At 65.9% G+C, this 16,041-nt stretch carries 15 protein-coding genes; 9 read left to right on the plus strand and 6 right to left on the minus strand.

Features of this window, described 5'->3' with window-relative positions:
- Positions 1-111 precede the first annotated feature (111 nt).
- Entirely contained in the window at positions 112-969 is an 858-nt protein-coding gene (locus WDO72_17490) for a DUF1080 domain-containing protein (protein MEJ0087471.1), read from the plus strand.
- Between the two features lie 21 nt (positions 970-990).
- Here the strand turns inward: WDO72_17490 and WDO72_17495 are convergent, their stop codons facing one another.
- Positions 991-2,379, minus strand: coding sequence for an amidohydrolase family protein (locus tag WDO72_17495; protein ID MEJ0087472.1), 1,389 nt, complete (start codon positions 2,377-2,379; stop codon positions 991-993).
- Positions 2,376-3,230 (minus strand): pirin family protein, encoded by an 855-nt coding sequence (locus tag WDO72_17500; protein MEJ0087473.1) that lies wholly within the window; start codon positions 3,228-3,230, stop codon positions 2,376-2,378. Before WDO72_17500 ends, WDO72_17495 begins: the two co-directional genes overlap by 4 nt.
- 103 nt (positions 3,231-3,333) lie before the next feature.
- On the opposite strand from WDO72_17500, the gene WDO72_17505 reads away from it, so the two are divergent.
- Positions 3,334-3,825 (plus strand): SRPBCC domain-containing protein, encoded by a 492-nt coding sequence (locus tag WDO72_17505; protein MEJ0087474.1) that lies wholly within the window; start codon positions 3,334-3,336, stop codon positions 3,823-3,825.
- A gap of 2 nt (positions 3,826-3,827) precedes the next feature.
- Here WDO72_17505 and WDO72_17510 read toward each other — a convergent pair whose 3' ends face one another.
- Positions 3,828-4,838, minus strand: a complete 1,011-nt coding sequence (locus tag WDO72_17510; protein MEJ0087475.1) for a c-type cytochrome — start codon at positions 4,836-4,838, stop codon at positions 3,828-3,830.
- A 66-nt stretch (positions 4,839-4,904) separates the two neighbouring features.
- Here WDO72_17510 and WDO72_17515 point away from each other — a divergent pair, with 66 nt between their 5' ends.
- On the plus strand, positions 4,905-5,483 hold the full coding sequence (locus WDO72_17515) for a DNA-3-methyladenine glycosylase (protein ID MEJ0087476.1): 579 nt from the start codon (positions 4,905-4,907) through the stop codon (positions 5,481-5,483).
- Positions 5,484-5,491: 8 nt separating this feature from the next.
- Entirely contained in the window at positions 5,492-6,202 is a 711-nt protein-coding gene (locus WDO72_17520) for a TlpA disulfide reductase family protein (protein ID MEJ0087477.1), read from the plus strand.
- A 60-nt stretch (positions 6,203-6,262) separates the two neighbouring features.
- On the opposite strand, the gene WDO72_17525 is transcribed toward WDO72_17520, so the two are convergent.
- The 3 genes from WDO72_17525 to WDO72_17535 are packed head-to-tail and all read right to left on the minus strand — an operon-like array spanning position 6,263 to position 8,873.
- Positions 6,263-7,486, minus strand: coding sequence for an MFS transporter (locus WDO72_17525; protein MEJ0087478.1), 1,224 nt, complete (start codon positions 7,484-7,486; stop codon positions 6,263-6,265).
- Between the two features lie 29 nt (positions 7,487-7,515).
- Positions 7,516-7,980: a cupin domain-containing protein gene (locus WDO72_17530; protein ID MEJ0087479.1), complete on the minus strand. Its 465-nt coding sequence runs from the start codon at positions 7,978-7,980 to the stop codon at positions 7,516-7,518.
- Positions 7,977-8,873 carry a LysR family transcriptional regulator gene (locus WDO72_17535; protein MEJ0087480.1) on the minus strand — a complete coding sequence of 299 codons (897 nt, stop codon included), beginning with the start codon at positions 8,871-8,873 and terminating at the stop codon, positions 7,977-7,979. The genes WDO72_17530 and WDO72_17535 overlap by 4 nt, the downstream gene beginning before the upstream one ends.
- 106 nt (positions 8,874-8,979) lie before the next feature.
- Between WDO72_17535 and WDO72_17540 the strand changes: the two genes are divergently transcribed.
- The 5 genes from WDO72_17540 (at position 8,980) to WDO72_17560 (ending at position 15,988) form a co-directional block, all read left to right on the plus strand.
- Positions 8,980-9,612: a cysteine hydrolase family protein gene (locus WDO72_17540; protein MEJ0087481.1), complete on the plus strand. Its 633-nt coding sequence runs from the start codon at positions 8,980-8,982 to the stop codon at positions 9,610-9,612.
- 97 nt (positions 9,613-9,709) lie between these two features.
- The gene (locus tag WDO72_17545; GenBank protein MEJ0087482.1) at positions 9,710-10,204 is read left to right on the plus strand and encodes a MarR family transcriptional regulator; all 495 of its coding nucleotides are present in this window, start codon (positions 9,710-9,712) and stop codon (positions 10,202-10,204) included.
- Positions 10,188-11,369 (plus strand): efflux RND transporter periplasmic adaptor subunit, encoded by a 1,182-nt coding sequence (locus WDO72_17550; protein ID MEJ0087483.1) that lies wholly within the window; start codon positions 10,188-10,190, stop codon positions 11,367-11,369. The genes WDO72_17545 and WDO72_17550 overlap by 17 nt, the downstream gene beginning before the upstream one ends.
- Before the next feature lie 27 nt (positions 11,370-11,396).
- Positions 11,397-14,570 (plus strand): efflux RND transporter permease subunit, encoded by a 3,174-nt coding sequence (locus tag WDO72_17555; GenBank protein MEJ0087484.1) that lies wholly within the window; start codon positions 11,397-11,399, stop codon positions 14,568-14,570.
- A gap of 5 nt (positions 14,571-14,575) precedes the next feature.
- A complete protein-coding gene (locus WDO72_17560; GenBank protein ID MEJ0087485.1) occupies positions 14,576-15,988 on the plus strand; it encodes an efflux transporter outer membrane subunit in 1,413 nt (470 codons plus the stop codon).
- Positions 15,989-16,041 lie beyond the last annotated feature (53 nt).

The raw sequence follows: 16,041 nt of genomic DNA on the forward strand, positions 1-16,041 counted from the left end.
CGGCACCCGCGGGCGAAACCCGTGCCGCCGCTACGCGCCCGTCTGTATCATGCGCGGGTCTTCACGGCGGGAAGGTGCTGCATGTCCTCGACGATGGCCAGAAGAATATCGTTGGCTGCCGCGCTCGTCGTGATGTCGGCGGGCTCCGCAGGTGCCGAAGAGCCAGTCGCCTGGCGGCCGCTGCTCGATTCAGCACTCTCGCAGTTCGACGTCTACCTGAGTTACCGCGGCGATCAGATCCTCGGCGTTCTGAAAGGCACCGCGCCCGCGGACCTCGCGCCGGTCGGCCTCAATCCGCCGTCGCAGAACGTGTTCTCCGTCGTGCAGAAAGACGGCGCGCTGGCACTGCGCATCACGGGCGAATACTACGGCTGCCTCGTGACCAGGGAAGCTTTCTCCAACTACCACCTGCGCGCGAAGACGACCTGGGGGGAGAAGAAGTGGGAGCCGCGGCTCAACGAGAACAAGGATTCCGGCATCCTCTATCACAGCATCGGGGATTTCGGCGTCGACTACTGGAAGAGCTGGGCGCTGTCGCAGGAATTCCAGGTGATCGAGCACGGCCTCGGTGAATACTGGCGGCAGGCGACGTCCGCGTTCGACATCCGCGTCGGCCCCAAGGAGCCGAGTCCCGACCGCAGCCCGGATGCGCCGAAGTGGAATCCCGCGGCGCCGTGGCAGGTATTCGACGGGCCCAACAATCATGCGCTGGCCGGCTCCGACGAAGACAAGCCCGGCACCTGGAACCAGATCGAACTCATTTGTTACGGCGCCAACTGCGTGCACATCGTCAATGGCAAGGTGGTGATGGCGCTCGCGAACTCACGCTATAGGCAGGACGGAAAATCCTTGCCACTGACCGCCGGCAAGCTGCAGATCCAGAGCGAAGCGGCGGAAGTGTTCTACAAGGACATCGAGATCCGGCCGATTTCCGCGATGCCGGCCGAATACGCGGGCTATTTCAAGTAAGTCGCCGCCCAATCCACCGAACTACTTCGCCGCAGGTAGTTTGAGGACGATCCCGCCCTTGATCACGACTTCGACGCTTTGCAGAGTCTTGATGTCGGTGAGCGGGTCGCCGTAAACGGCGATGAGGTCGCCGAACTTGCCCGGCTCGAGCGCGCCCACGTCGTTGCTCCAGCCCATGTATTTTGCCGCGACGGTGGTGGCCGACGCGATGGCCTGCGCGGGCGTCATGCCACGCTCGACCATGATGGGAAATTGCCGCGCGTTGAGACCGTGCGGAAACACGCCCGAATCCGTCGCAAAAACAATCGGCACGCCGGCCTTGACCGCCTTGGTGAACGCCACGCGCTGGATCTCCGTGGTCTCGGTGTTCTTGCGCAGGAATTCTTCCGGCCACTTGAGGCGCCGGCCTTCGGTGTCGATGTAGTCGCCGTTGTAGACGTCCATGGCAAACGCCACGTTGCCGTGTTTGAGCGCGAGCGCGATGCCCGCGTCGTCCAGATAAGAGGCGTGTTCGACGGTATCGACGCCGGCATTGATCGCCATGGCGATGGATTCGGCGCCGTGTGCGTGCGCCGCGACTTTCTTGTTCACCGCGTGCGCAACCTGCACGACGGCCGCGATTTCCTCCTGCGACATTTCCGGCGCGCCCGGCACACCGCCGAACGCCAGCACCGCGCCGGAGGCGATGACCTTGAGCAGGTCCGAGCCGTCGTCGATGAGCCCTCGGGCACGATTGCGGAAGTCATCCGGGCCACGCGCCACACCCGCGTGGAAACGCGCGTTGTCGGCGGGCTCCTTGAAATCGGGGACGTAGAGATCGCCGCCGCCCTGCGGAATGGTGAGATACGGCCCGCTGGCCTGCATGCGCGGGCCCACGGCTTCGCCCTCGTTGATGGCGTCGCGCAGCGCGAAGTCCGCGCCGAGCACATAAGTGCCGACGTTGCGCACGCTGGTGAAGCCGGCCAACAACGTGGCCGCCGCGTTCTCCTTGGAAATTTGCAGCGTCTCTTCAGCCGTCCGTCGGAAATACACCGTGAGATCGGCCGTGTCCTCCGGCCGGTCCGTCAGGTGTGTATGCATGTCGATGAGGCCGGGCAGGCAGCTGTAGTCGCTGAGGTCCAGCACGGGCAGATGCGTTGCCGCCGCCGCGTTTCGCCTGCTGTCGCCGGTCACACTCTTGACGCGGCCATCGCGGATGACCACCAGCGCGCGTTCGAGCGGCGCGGCACCGCTGCCGTCGACTAGTTTGCCGCACAGGATGGCGATCGAGCCGCTGTCGGGGGTGAAGGGCGCCTGGCGGATCACGATCTGGTTGGTCATGGTCGGCGCGAGCGGGGCGCCCGTCAGCGTGGTGCCGCAGCCGGTGAGAACGGCGGCCGCGAAAACCAGCAGGGTTGAATGTGTCTTCATGCGAGTGGGATGAATTCCTGGTTGTCGTAGTCGGGCAGTTTCATGCGGCCGGCGCGCCAATCCGCCTTGGCCTGTTCGATGCGCGCCTTCGACGAAGACACGAAATTCCATTCGATGAAGCGTTCGCCGACCGGTTCGCCGCCGAGCGCCATGACCGTGGCGGCCTGCGTCGCGGCGAAGCTGCTGTCCTCGGCGTTCTCGAAGACCAGCATCTTGCCCGCGCCATAGCGCTGCCCGCGCACTTCGATTTCCCCGGCCGCGATGTACAACGCGCGTTCGGAGAAACCCGGCGGCAGCGCCGCCCGCGCGCCGGGCTGGATTTCTAGGTGCGCATAAAAGAGCGGCGAGTGGGTTTTGACACCGGCTGTCAGGCCGAAGGCGTTGCCGGCCAGCAAACGCGTGCGCACGCCGGAATCTTCGTGAACGGGCAGGGCCTCCGCGCCGAAGTGCCCGAATGACGGCTCCGTTTCCTCGTGTTCGCGCGGCAACGCCACCCAGGCCTGGATGCCGTGCATGGGGCCGCCTTGCGCGCGCGCCTTCTCGAAACGTTCGGAGTGCGTGATGCCGCGGCCGGCGATCATCCAGTTCACTTCGTTGGGCTGGATGGCCTGCTGCACGCCGACACTGTCGCGATGCATGATCTCGCCGGCGAATAGATAGGTGACCGTGGCGAGCCCGATGTGTGGGTGCGGGCGCACGTCGACCGTCTTCGGGATGCCAGGCGCGAAGCTGGTCGGCCCGATGTGATCGAAGAAGATGAACGGGCCGACCATGTGCCGGCGCGTGAACGGCAGGACGCGCCCGACTTCGAAGCCGCCGAGGTCGCGACGGCGCTGATCAATGACATCCATGCCGTCTCGTTTACCAGACTGCGCCGCTTCGTTCAACCCGGTTTCGCCACGGCTGCGGCGCGCACGCGGTAGAATCCGCGACTAACAAACTCCGGGAGCCGCAATGCACTCGAGCGCCAGGTCCATCAAGCACGGCTCGTTCGTCATCGAGCGCCGGCTCGACTACAGCCCCGAACTGGTCTACCGCGCCTGGACGCAGCAGGACGCGAAGGCACGCTGGTTCAACGGCCCGGTCGACAAATGGACCGAGTCCGTGCGCCAGATGGACGTGCGCGTGGGCGGACGAGACGTGCTGATCGGCAAGTTCATCGACGGCAGCGAGTCGCGCTTCGAGGCGCAGTACCTAGAGGTGGTTCCCGAAAAACGGCTGGTGTACGTCTACGACATGTACTTCCAGGGCAAGAAGCTTTCGGTGACGCTTGCGAGCATCGAGTTCGTCGCGGCCGGCAAGGGCACGAAGCTGCTGGTCACCGAACAACACGCGTTTCTCGATGGCCACGAAGACGGCGGCAGCCGCGAGCGCGGCACGCTGCAGCTCATGCACAATCTCGACGTGGCGCTGGCCGGCGGCGATTCGCGCCAGCCCAAAGCCTAGAACTACTGCGGATAGAGCGTCGCGAGATACGCCGCGATGTCGATCATGTCCGCGAGCTCGAGCTTTTCGACCACCGGCGTCATCTGTTTCGACGCTTCGTTGGTCCGTCCACCCGCCTTGAACGACAACAGCTGCCGCAACACGTAGGTGGGCGAGCGGCCGGTGATGGGTGGAATCCTGTCCGTACCCTTGAGGTTGCCGAGATGACAGGTGGCGCAGACCTGCGTCTTGCCGCCGTCGCCGCTTGCCACCAGCCGCTTGCCGCGCGCGATGCTGCCGGGCGGCACGTAGGCGGTGTATTGCATCTTGTCGTCACGGCGCTCGTGGCGTTCGATGTCGGGCGCCACCTCGAGCATGCGATCTTCCAGGTCTTCAGTGCCGCCGACCTCTTCGTAGACCCAGTGGGCCGGTTCCGCGCGCGGGATGCGGATGCCTTCGATCACCCACACCCGCCGGCCTAACTTCTGCTGCGCGAAGTACTTCGCGCTCTCGTCGATTTCCGCGTCCGTCAGGTGCTCCGCGACCACGTGCATGCCGCGGCTGGGTTTGTAGGCTTCGGGCCCGACCGGCTTGCGTGCGCCGCTGCGGAAGTCCTGCAGCTGCTCTTTTATATAGGCCTCGGGCAAGCCGGCCAGCGCGGAATTTTCCGGGCGGCCCTGGCCAGTAGGGGTATGGCAAAACCCGCAGGCGGTGACATTCGGCTTGCGCCCGTGCGCCACGATCTCCGGCATCGGGATGTGGTCGTTCGGATGCCAGTCGGGCGGGTTGAACAGGTCGTTGATGCGCGCCAGCGTGTATTTTTCGGTGCTGTCGGGAATGCCGAGCAGCTCGACGTCATCGAGTTTGGGCGGCGGCGGCGCGTTGGGGCGCGGCTTGATGAGGGAAGCGGGATCGATCGGGAACAGCCAGTCCGGCAGCAGCGGGTTGGGTTCCGCCGCTTGCGCATGTACACCGCCGGCCAGCGTCAGCAGCGTGCAGAACCCGATCCATTGCGCCAGGCGATTCGATTTCACGGCTTTCCCCTCGTGATCCGGCGGGCAGCATACCCAATTCGCGCCGCTTCGTAGAAACTTGCGCGCATGCCACAGATTCGCCGCCGCGCCTTGCCCGTCGCCACCGTGGCACTGGCGCGGTTTCTGATCGGCAAGCGGCTGGTGCATGCGACGCCCGCCGGAAGGATTGCCGGACGCATCGTCGAGACCGAAGCCTATCCACCGGGAGATCCGACCGGTTATGCGCGTCCCGGACTAACTACCAGCAACGCGCCGCTGTTCCGCGTGCGTGGTTTTGGATATGTGCGCATGGTGTACGGCACGTGCCTCACGCTCAACATCGCGTCGGAGGAGGAGGGCGTGGGCGCGGCGGTGCTGATTCGCGCGCTCGAACCCACCGACGGCATCGAACGGATGCTGCGCAACCGGCCCGCGTCGCGGCTGGCCGACCTGGCGCGCGGCCCGGGCCGTGTGTGCGCCGCGCTTGGCATCGGGCGCGAGCTCAGCGGCACGGATCTGTGCACCAGCGACCGCTTGTTCCTCGAAAGCCCGCGCGGGGCGGCTCCGGACATCCAGGTCGCCACGCGCATCGGGCTGTCGCGCGATCAGCATCGGCGATTGCGTTTTGTGGAGCGCGGCAGCCCTTTTTTGAGCGTTCCGCCATAATGGCGCGCATGCGTATTACCGCCTGCTTGCTGCTGTCGCTCTGCGGCACCGCCGCGCTCGCCGCGCCGCCGAAACTTACGGAGGACGCGTTCCGCGAGACGATGAAGATCGCGCCACACGTGCGTATGGCGTACCGCGATCTTCAGTGCAAGCCCGTGAACTTTGATGGCTTCGCCGAGGCGATGCATGCGCCCGGCGCACACGCAGACGTCGATCGCTCGCCCGACGGTGCGGCGTTGACCATGACCGTGCGGCTGCGCGGTAACGTTTCGTGTCCTTCGCCGTATCCGCCGATCACCGAAATGCCACCGTTCGCGCTGCGGGATCTTTCCGGCAAGCGGGTGACGTCCGACAGCCTGCGCGGCAAACCGACGTTGATCAGTTTTTTCTTCTCGACCTGCAAGCCCTGCATTCTCGAAGTCGAGCCGCTCAATCGTTTCGCCGCGTCGCGGCCACAGATGAATTTCCTGGCGGTCACGTTCGACGATGCGAAGGAGACGCGGCAATTCGTGCAGCGTTTCGGCGTGAAGTGGCGGGTCGTTCCGGACGCGCGCGATCTGATCGACCGCGTGCGCGTGAAGAATTACCCCACGCTGGCGTTGTTCGATGCGGACGGCCGGCTGCTCGGCATGAAGAAGGGTGGCGCCAGCGACGCGCTCGAAGCCGCGAACGTCGAGCCACAGGTGAAGCGCTGGGTAGACAGCTTGCTGCGGAGGTAAAGGGGACATGCCTATTTATTGGAAAAAGGTCCCTTTTTCCAATAAATAGGCATGTCCCCTTTACGCGGGGGCGGCGACGGTTCGTACGGGCGCTTCGCGGATCGGCAGATTGACGAACGCGGCGGCGAGCGCCAGCGCGATGTCCGCGTACCACATCCACGAATAGTCGCCGAACTTCACCAGCGCGATGCCGCCGAGCCAGGCGCCGAAGAATCCGCCGACCTGGTGTGTCAACGTTGCAAGGCCGAACAGCGTGGCGAGATACCGCACGCCGAACAACTTGCCGATCAGCCCGGCCGTCGGTGGCACCGTCGCGAGCCAGGTGAAGCCGAGTACGGCGGCGAACACGTAAAACGTGACCTCGGTCTTGGGCGCGGCCAGGTAGATGGCCACGGCAACGGCGCGCGAGAAGTACATCGCGAACAGCAGCCACTTCATGCGCACCACGCCGCCGGCCCAGCCCGCCGTCAAACTACCGGCGACATTCGCGAGCCCGATGATGGAGATCGAAGCTGCGGCCACGGACGCCGGCAGTGCACACAATTTCACTTCGCCCGGCAGGTGCGTCACGAGGAACGCGATGTGGAACCCGCAGGTGAAGAAGCCCGCGTGCAGGCACCAGTAGCTGCGGTCGCGCGCGGCGATCGCGAGCTGTTCGCGCAACGTGACCGTCTTTGCAATTGGCGCGCCGGCCGTCCCCGGGATCGCCGTGGCGTCGGCCTCGCGCTTGCGCAGCAGCGGCCGCGCCAGCGGAATGGTCGCGAGTGCCGTCACGGCCATCGTCCACATCGCCACCATCCAGCCAAACGTGCTGATGAGCAGCTGATTGAGCGGCGCGAACACGAACTGGCCCATGCTTCCGCCCGCATTGACGAACCCGGCGGCCACCGAACGATTCGAAGCCGGTACACGTTGCGCGACGACGCCGATCAGCACCGAAAAGCTGCCCGCGCCCGCGCCCGCCGCCGTCAGGACGCCAATGGTCGCGAGCAACATGAATTCATTGTGGGCGAACGGCGTCAGTGCCGTGCCGCCGGCCAACAGCAACGCGCCGATCAGCAGCACGCGGCCCGCGCCGTAGCGGTCCGCCATCGCGCCGAACGCCGGTTGCGCCACGCCCCACATGAGCTGGCCGATGGCCAACGCGAAACTCATCGCGGCGTAACCCACGCCCGTGGTCTCGATGATCGGCGCGATGTACAGCCCGAGCGACTGGCGCATCCCCATCGTGATCATGAGGATCGCGGCCGCGGCGGCCATGATGAGGATCATGCCGCGTTTCATTCCGGGCGCGGCCTCGGCGGAGGCTGCGCTCACTTCGACCCGCCGGGCTTGGGGCCCTCCTTGCCGGGCGACGTCCAGCGCAACACAAAGTAGCTAGCCTGCGTATCGCCCGCATTCCGCACGCCGTGCAGGTCGCCAGCGGCGAAGAAGATCACCGAACCGGCTGGCGCCCGCTGCGTCGTGCCGTTGATGCTGGCCTCGAGCACGCCTTCGCGCACGAACATGAGCTCCTCGTCCGGGTGACGGTGCGGCGCATGCAACGCGGTGCCGGGCTTCACCGTGGTGACGTGTGTCTCGAGCCTGTCCAGCGTGCGGGTGGCGGAGTCGAACACTGCGCGGCGTTCGCCGGTGGCCGTGGTTTCGACCGGCAGCGATTCCCAGGCATACACGCCGGAGTTCATGAGCTCGGGCTGCCTGGCCTGGCCTGCCAGCACGGTTGCGGCAATTCCAATTCCAAGGCCCAGCGCGAAAATCGGATAGTCACGGCGAATCATGCGTCTTCACTCCCTGATGAAGTTTCCTCGAACACCTGGACGAGATGATCCGCGACCGCGCGCACTCGCGCCAGCCGCGCGACGTCCGGGCGCATCAACATCCACAGTTCGCGCGGCGGCGGCTGCTCGGCGAAATCCAGCGGCGTGAGCCCGCCCGAGGTGCGCGCCAGCAGCGCCGGCAACAGTGCCACGTCCACGCCAGCCCGGGCCGCCGCGGCCTGCGCGGTCTGGCTGTTCGAATGCAACACCACGCGTTTGCCCGCCATGAATCGTTTTGCCCACGCAGCTTCCGGCACGTACTCGCTCGCGTCGTCGAAAGCGATGAATGCCGGTTGCGCGCCGGTGGCGAGATTCGCCGCGTATTCCGGCGACGCGTAGAAACCGTATGCGAGCGTGGCGACGCGACGCGCGACCAGTTCGCCCGAGGCGGGGCGTGCCAGGCGCAGCGCGATTTCCGCTTCGCGTCGCGCCAGGCTCAGGTTGCGCGAGGTCGCGACCAGCTCGAGCTGCAGTTGCGGATGCAGTACCTGCAACGGCGCCAGGCGTTCCGCCAGGAATCCGTCGGCGAATACGCGCGCGATGGTGACGCGCACCAGGCCCGCGATCGTGCTTGCAGCTTCTCGACGTTCCATCAACGCACAGGCCGCCATTTCCATCTGCGCGGCTTCCGCGAGCGCGATGGCGCCGGTCGAGTTCAACGAAAACCCGTGGGCATTACGCGAGAACAGCGGTTGTCCGAGCGTCGATTCGAGGTTGGCGAGCCGGCGCGCGACGGTCGCGTGCGTCACCTTGAGGCTGCGAGCCGTTCCGGCCAGCGTGCCGTGGCGCGCCAACGCGCCGAAGAAACGCACGTCTTCCCAATCGAGGCTGGCGGTTCGTTTCTTGTCGGTCATCGTGAATTTTTGTGGAATTCCGTCGTGTTTTGTGCGGCGGTACTTTGAGCGGGCGCATCCAGGCAAACAAACAACTCTTCTAATCCATCGTTAAGAGGAACCAGTCATGACCGCGAAGCCCATGCCCCAGACTCTCGCCCGGATCGGCGGCCTGTCGCCGCTGCCCAGCCATCCCGCCAGCTCCGTCCTGCTCATGATCGATCCGCAACGCGAATACACCACCGGGCTGCTGCCGTTACACGGCATCGATGCGGCGGTGGAAGAGGGCGCGCGCCTGCTGGCCTTCGCGCGCGTTGCGGGCATGCCGGTGATTCATGTACTGCATCGCAGCCGCCCCGGCGCTGCCGTGTTCGCGCCCGACAGCGACGGCGCGCGTTTCATTCCGGAGCTGGAGCCGGTCGCGGGAGAAACGGCGCTGGTGAAATCCCTGCCAAACGCCTTCGCCGGCACCGAGCTCACAACCCACATTCATGCCACGGGACGCACCGAAATCGTGATCGCGGGTTTCGCGACCCACATGTGCGTGAGCGCGACGGCACGTTCGGCGCTGGATCACGGCTTCCGCTCGACCGTGGTGGCGGGGGCGACCGCGACGCGTGACCTGCCGCACCCTTTTGGCGCCGGTGTCACGTCCGCGGAAATCATCCTGGCCGGCACTCTCGCGGCTTTGTCTGACCGATTTTCCGTGGTGATTCAGGACACTGCGGCATTGTCGAGGCCCTCCGGCCAGGCCGCCTGAACGTGACCTGGCACATGCCCATGCAATAGTTGCCTTGACAACTATTGCATGGGCAGTCAAAACTGCGCGCCCCCGAAACCCCGTATCGCGAACCCCCATGGCAGCCACCGCCCGCCGGATCCGTGTGAACACCGATCCCGTCCCGCCCAGCGAGGACAACGCGCACCGCATGATCTGCCGGCAGATCAAGCAGGTGACGAGTTCGCTGGTGCGGCGCATCGACGAACACATGCAGCCGCTCGAATTGACCGGCATGCAATGGGAACCCGTGATGATGTTGTGGCTCAAACGTGCGGACACGGTTGCCGGACTGGCGCGTGTCAGCCAGATGGGTTTCCCCGCGATGACGCGCATGCTCGACCGGCTCGAGGAAAAAGAACTGCTGCGCCGCGAGCGCAGCGAACTCGACCGCCGCGTCGTGAACCTGCACCTGACCCCGAAGGGCAAGAAGATCGCCTCGAAGATCTGGCCCATCGTGGTGGAAGGGATGCACGTACATCTGGACGGATTCAAGAAAGACGAACTCGCGCAATTAAACGATTTTCTCGCTCGAATGATCGCCAATGGAGCACGTGATGCTGAAAAGCAATAAGAAGCCGGCGCTGGCCGGGTTGTTGGTGGCCGCGGCATTACTCGCCGCCTGCGCGAAGGATGCGGGCGGTCCGCCACCGCCGCCGGAAGTCACCGTCATCACGCTGCAGCCGCGCGCCATCTCGATCACCGATCAATTGCCGGGCCGCACCACCGCGTTCCGCGTCGCCGAAGTACGTCCGCAGGTCACGGGCATCGTGAAGAAGCGCCTGTTCACCGAAGGTGGCGAAGTGCAGGCGGGGCAGCAGCTCTACCAGATCGATCCGGGCAGTTATCGCGCCACGCTCAATTCCGCGGAAGCGGCCTTGCAACGTGCCGAAGCGCAGGCCGTGAGTGCCCGGCTGCTGCAGGAGCGTTATGGACCGCTGATCGCCGCGAACGCGGTTTCCAAGCAGGAGAACGACGACGCCATCGCCGCGCGGGCGCGCGCCGAAGCGGACGTGGCTGCGGCCCGGGCGCAGGTCGAAAATGCGCGCATCAACGTCGTCTATACGCAGGTGCTGTCGCCCATCACGGGCCGCATCGGGCGCGCGCTCGTGACCGAAGGCGCGCTGGTCACCTCCGAGCAGCCGAGCCCGCTCGCGACCGTGCAGCAGCTCGACCCTATCTACGTGGACATCACGCAGTCGAGCACCGAGATGCTGCGCCTGCAGCGCCAGCTGGCGAGCGGCGAGCTGGTCAAGACCGAAGACAACCAGGCTGAAGTCGGGCTGACGCTCGAAGACGGCACGGCCTACGCCCAGCGCGGCAAACTCAAGGTGTCCGAAGTCTCGGTAGACCCGGGCACCGGTTCCGTCGTGCTGCGCGCGGTGTTCCCGAATCCGAAGCGAGAGCTGCTGCCCGGCATGTTCGTGCGCGCGCAGCTGACGCGCGGTACACGTTCGGCCGCGCTGCTGGTGCCGCAGCGCGGCGTCACGCGCAACCCGAAAGGTGATGCCACCGTGCTCGTGGTCGACAAGGAAGACAAGGTCGCGGAGAAAGTCGTGATTGCCGATCGCGCCATCAACGGCGAATGGCTGATCACCGCCGGACTCGAAGCCGGCGAACGCGTGATCGTCGACGGCCTGCAGAAGGCCAAGCCCGGTTCGCAGGTCAAGCCGATCCCGGCGGGCGAGGCGAACGCGACCCTGCAGGCGGAAACGCCCGCCGAAGTCGTGAAGCGCTGAATACGGGGTAGTTAGAGGTTTTCCATGCTGTCGCGTTTCTTCATCGACCGTCCGATCTTCGCCTGGGTCATCGCGATCATCATCATGATCACCGGTGTGCTCGCGGTGTTCACGTTGCCCATCCGGCAGTACCCGGCCATCGCTCCGCCGCAGATCGGCATCCAGCTGAACTACGCCGGTGCTTCGGCGCAGACCGTGCAGGACACGGTGGTGCAGGTCATCGAGCAGCAGATGAACGGCATCGACAACCTCGACTACATCAACGCCGAGAGCAACGCCGACGGCTCGGCGGTCATGACGCTGACGTTCGCGCAGGGCACGGTGCCCGACACCGCGCAGGTGCAGGTGCAGAACAAGCTGCAGCTGGCGCTGCCGCTGCTGCCGCAGGAAGTCCAGCAGGCCGGCATCCGCGTGAACAAACCGGCGCGCAACTTCCTCATCGTGCTCGGGTTCATTTCGAACGACGGCAGCATGTCGAACGAGGATCTGACCGACTACGTCGCGAGCAACCTGCAGGACCCGCTCAACCGCACCAAGGGCGTGGGCGACGTGACGATCTTCGGCTCGCAGTACGCGATGCGCATCTGGGTGGACCCCGCCAAGCTCAACAATTTCGGCCTCACCACCGGCGACGTGGTCGCGGCGATCCGCGCGCAGAACGTGCAGGTCTCGGTCGGCGCACTCGGCGGCCTGCCGGCGACGGCGGGGCAGGCGATCAACGCCAGCATCATCGGCCCGACGCGTTTCTCCACGCCCGAAGAATTCCGCGACATCCTGCTGCGCGTGAATCCGGACGGATCGCAGGTGCGCGTCGGCGACGTGGCGCGCGTCTCGCTCAACGCCGAGAGTTACACCCGCGATACCAAGTACAACGGAAAACCCGCCGCCGGTGTCGCCATCCGCCTCGCGATCGGGCAGAACGCGCTCGACACCGTCAAGGGCATCCACGAGACGCTCGACCGCCTGGCGCCGTTCTTCCCGCGCAGCTTCGAGGTGGTCTATCCACTGGACACGACGCCGTTCGTGCGCACCTCGATCAAGGAAGTGGTCAAGACGCTGTTCGAAGCGGTGGTGCTGGTCTTCCTCGTGATGTACCTGTTCCTGCAGAACGCGCGCGCCACGCTGATTCCGACCATCGCGGTGCCCGTGGTGCTGCTCGGTACGTTCGGCATCCTCGCGGCGTTCGGCTTCTCCATCAACACGCTGACGATGTTCGGCATGGCGCTTTCCATTGGCCTGCTGGTCGACGACGCCATCGTGGTCGTGGAAAACGTCGAACGCGTGATGGCGGAGGAAGGCCTGCCGCCGCGCGAGGCGACGCGCAAATCCATGGACCAGATCACGGGCGCGCTGGTCGCCATCGCGCTGGTGCTCGCCGCGGTGTTCGTGCCGATGGCGTTCTTCGGCGGTTCCATCGGCGTCATCTACCGGCAGTTCTCGATCACGCTGGTGTCGGCCATGAGCCTGTCGGTGCTGGTGGCGCTGGTGCTGACCCCGGCGCTGTGCGCCACCATCCTGAAGCCGCTGCCGCCGTCGGGTCACGTCGAGCACAAGGGCTTCTTCAAGTGGTTCAACAACCGCTTCGATGCCGGACGCAACCAGCACGAACGCGGCCTCGCCGCGATGCTGCGCCGCCCGGGCCGTTCGATGCTGGTGTATCTCGGCATGGTGCTCGTGGTCGCGCTGCTGTTCGGCAGGATCCCGACCTCGTTCCTGCCGCAGGAAGATCCCGGCTTCATGTACGGCCAGGTGCAGACGCCACCCGGCGCCTCGAAAGAGCGCACCCAGGCAGTGCTCGACCAGGCGCAGGAGTATCTATCTACCCAGGAGAAGGATTCGGTCGAGGGCGTGTTGACGGTGGCGGGATTCAACTTCGCCGGCACCGGCCAGAACTCCGGCCTGCTCTTCATCAAGCTGCGCGACTGGGACGAGCGCACCGACAGCTCACAGCAGGTCGGCGCCATCCTCGCGCGCGCGAACAAGTACTTTTCCAGCATCAAGGAAGGCAACGTGATCGCGGTGCCGCCACCGGCGGTGCTCGAGCTCGGCAACACCGCCGGCTTCGACATGATGCTGCAGGACCGCGGCGGCCTCGGCCACGACGCCTTCCTCGCCGCGCGCAATCAGTTGCTGGGCGAGGCCGCCAAGAATCCGCTGCTCGCCGGCGTGCGCCCGAACGGCGTCGAGGACGCACCGCAGTTCAAGCTGCAGATCGACCGCGAGAAGGCGAGCGCGCTCGGCGTATCGATCACCGACATCAACCAGACGCTGCAGACCGGCTGGGCGTCCACCTACGTCAACGACTTCATCGATCGCGGCCGCGTCAAACGCGTGTACGTGCAGGGCGACCCACAGTCGCGCATGCAGCCCGAGGACATGAACCGCTGGTACGTGCGCAACAAGGACGGCGGCATGGTGCCGTTCTCCGCGTTCGGCACGGGTGAATGGACCTACGGTCCGCAGAAACTCGTGCGCTTCAACGGCGTGCCCGCATACCAGATCCAGGGCGCGCCCGCGCCGGGCCGCAGCTCGGGTGAGGCCATGGACGCGATGGAAGCCATCGTCGCCAAACTACCGGCGGGCACCGGCTTTGAATGGAACGGGCTGTCGTACGAGGAAAAGAAATCCGGCTCGCAGGCGCCGCTGCTGTATGCGTTGTCGCTCGCCATCGTGTTCCTGTGCCTCGCGGCGTTGTACGAAAGCTGGTCGATTCCGGCCACGGTGCTCCTGGTGGTGCCGCTCGGCGTGCTCGGCGCGGTCATCGCCACGCTGGCGCGCAGCCTCACCAACGACGCCTATTTCCAGGTCGGCCTGCTCGTCACCATCGGCCTTGCGGCCAAGAGCGCGATCCTGATCGTGGAATTCGCCAAGGAGAATTTCGACCGTGGCATGGGCCTGGTCGATTCGGTGATGCACGCCACCAAGCAGCGCCTGCGGCCCATCCTCATGACCTCGCTGGCGTTCATGTTCGGCGTGTTGCCGTTGGCCATCGCCAGCGGCGCCGGATCCGGCGCGCAGCACGCGGTCGGCACGGGCGTCATCGGCGGCATGCTCGCGTCGACCTTCCTGGCGGTGTTCTTCGTGCCGGTGTTCTTCGTGGTGATCCTGCGCAGGTTCAAGGTGAAACCCGTGACCATGAAAGTCGAGGAGGCGACCGCGGACTTGCCGTTCTCGGATTCGGACCGGGCGGGTGCGACGTGAATACGATGAATCTCTTGCGCAATATTGTCGTGTTGTCGGTGGCTGCGCTCTTCAGCGCCTGCACACTCGCGCCGCGGTATCACCAGCCGGCATCGCCGGTGCCGGCGGAGTACGAAGCTGCGGCGGTGCCCGCTGCCGAAACGGCCGCAGTGCCCGCCGCGGACATCGGCTGGCACGAGTTCTTCCCCGATCCCGAGTTGCAGGATCTGCTCCAACGCGCGCTCGCCAACAACCGCGATCTGCGCATCGCCACGCTGAATGTGGAAGCGGCGCGCGCGCAGTACCGCATCCAGCGCGCGGACCTGGTGCCGTCCATCGAGGCGCAGGGCACGGCCAACAACCAGCGCACGCCGGCGTCGGTATCACCCACCGGTGAGAGTGAGCTCACGCGCACGTATTCCGCGGGCCTCGGCGTGCCGGCGTTCGAGCTCGATCTGTTCGGGCGTGTGCGCAGCCTGCGGCGTGCGGCGCTCGAGGATTATTTCGCGCTCGAGGAGAACCGCACCGCGGCCCAGTTGCTGCTGGTCTCGGAAGTCGCCAACGCCTGGCTGACGCTGATCGCGGACCGCGAACTGCTGCGGCTCGCCGAAGGCACGCGCGACAGCCAGCGCAAGTCATTCGACCTGACGAAGCTGCGTTTCGATTCCGGCGTGTCGAGCGAGATCGATCTGCATCGGTCCGAGATCACCTGGCGGCAGGCCGAGGTCGACATCGCCGCGCAAACCCGGCGTGTGGCGCAGGATCGCAATGCGCTGGCCCTGCTGGTCGGCGAGCCGCTTGCGGGAGAGACCGGCGGCGGAGCCCACGCCTTCGAGGCGCAGACATTCAGCAAGGCGCTGCCCGCCGGGCTGCCCGCGGAGTTGCTGGTTCGCCGGCCCGACGTGCGCGCCGCCGAACACGCGCTCAAGGCCGCCAATGCGGACATCGGCGCGGCGCGCGCGGCATTCTTCCCGAGCATCGAGCTCACCGGCTTCTACGGCAACGCCAGCGACGACCTGTCGGCATTGTTCCAGACGGGACACACGAGCTGGAGTTTCGTGCCGCAGGTGCGGCTGCCTATCTTCTCGGGCGGCGCCAATCTCGCGACGCTGAATCTCACCAACGTGCGCAAGCGCATCGAGATCGCGCGTTACGAGCAGTCGATCCAGGTGGCGTTCCGCGAGGTGGCGGACGCGCTGATCGCGCGCAGCACGCTCGAAGAGCAGGTGCGGGCGCAGGAAGCGTTGACCAGTGCCACGGAGAACAGCTACCGGCTGGCGGATGTGCGTTACCGCGGCGGAGTGGATAGTTACCTCGGCGCATTGATCGCGCAGCGCGACCTGTATTCCGCGCAGCGCGCGCTGATCGAGACGCGCCTCGCCGAAGCCAGCAACCGCGTGCAGCTGTACCAGGCCCTGGGCGGCGGCTGGAAGGACTGACGGAGACCTCTTTCTTTTTGCTGCAACAGCCACCCCCTCAGTGCCAACCCTCC

It is taken from the genome of Pseudomonadota bacterium, assembly GCA_037200975.1.
Lineage (GTDB): Bacteria > Pseudomonadota > Gammaproteobacteria > Steroidobacterales > Steroidobacteraceae > CADEED01.

Excerpts from the sequence above, each read along its gene's own strand:
- WDO72_17525 (MEJ0087478.1), bottom strand. The coding sequence starts at position 7,486 with ATGAAACGCGGCATGATCCTCATCATGGCCGCCGCGGCCGCGATCCTC.
- WDO72_17520 (MEJ0087477.1), top strand. The coding sequence starts at position 5,492 with ATGCGTATTACCGCCTGCTTGCTGCTGTCGCTCTGCGGCACCGCCGCG.
- WDO72_17540 (MEJ0087481.1), top strand. The coding sequence starts at position 8,980 with ATGACCGCGAAGCCCATGCCCCAGACTCTCGCCCGGATCGGCGGCCTG.
- WDO72_17515 (MEJ0087476.1), top strand. The coding sequence starts at position 4,905 with ATGCCACAGATTCGCCGCCGCGCCTTGCCCGTCGCCACCGTGGCACTG.
- WDO72_17500 (MEJ0087473.1), bottom strand. The coding sequence starts at position 3,230 with ATGGATGTCATTGATCAGCGCCGTCGCGACCTCGGCGGCTTCGAAGTC.
- WDO72_17545 (MEJ0087482.1), top strand. The coding sequence starts at position 9,710 with ATGGCAGCCACCGCCCGCCGGATCCGTGTGAACACCGATCCCGTCCCG.
- WDO72_17505 (MEJ0087474.1), top strand. The coding sequence starts at position 3,334 with ATGCACTCGAGCGCCAGGTCCATCAAGCACGGCTCGTTCGTCATCGAG.
- WDO72_17530 (MEJ0087479.1), bottom strand. The coding sequence starts at position 7,980 with ATGATTCGCCGTGACTATCCGATTTTCGCGCTGGGCCTTGGAATTGGA.
- WDO72_17560 (MEJ0087485.1), top strand. The coding sequence starts at position 14,576 with ATGAATCTCTTGCGCAATATTGTCGTGTTGTCGGTGGCTGCGCTCTTC.
- WDO72_17535 (MEJ0087480.1), bottom strand. The coding sequence starts at position 8,873 with ATGACCGACAAGAAACGAACCGCCAGCCTCGATTGGGAAGACGTGCGT.
- WDO72_17550 (MEJ0087483.1), top strand. The coding sequence starts at position 10,188 with ATGCTGAAAAGCAATAAGAAGCCGGCGCTGGCCGGGTTGTTGGTGGCC.
- WDO72_17495 (MEJ0087472.1), bottom strand. The coding sequence starts at position 2,379 with ATGAAGACACATTCAACCCTGCTGGTTTTCGCGGCCGCCGTTCTCACC.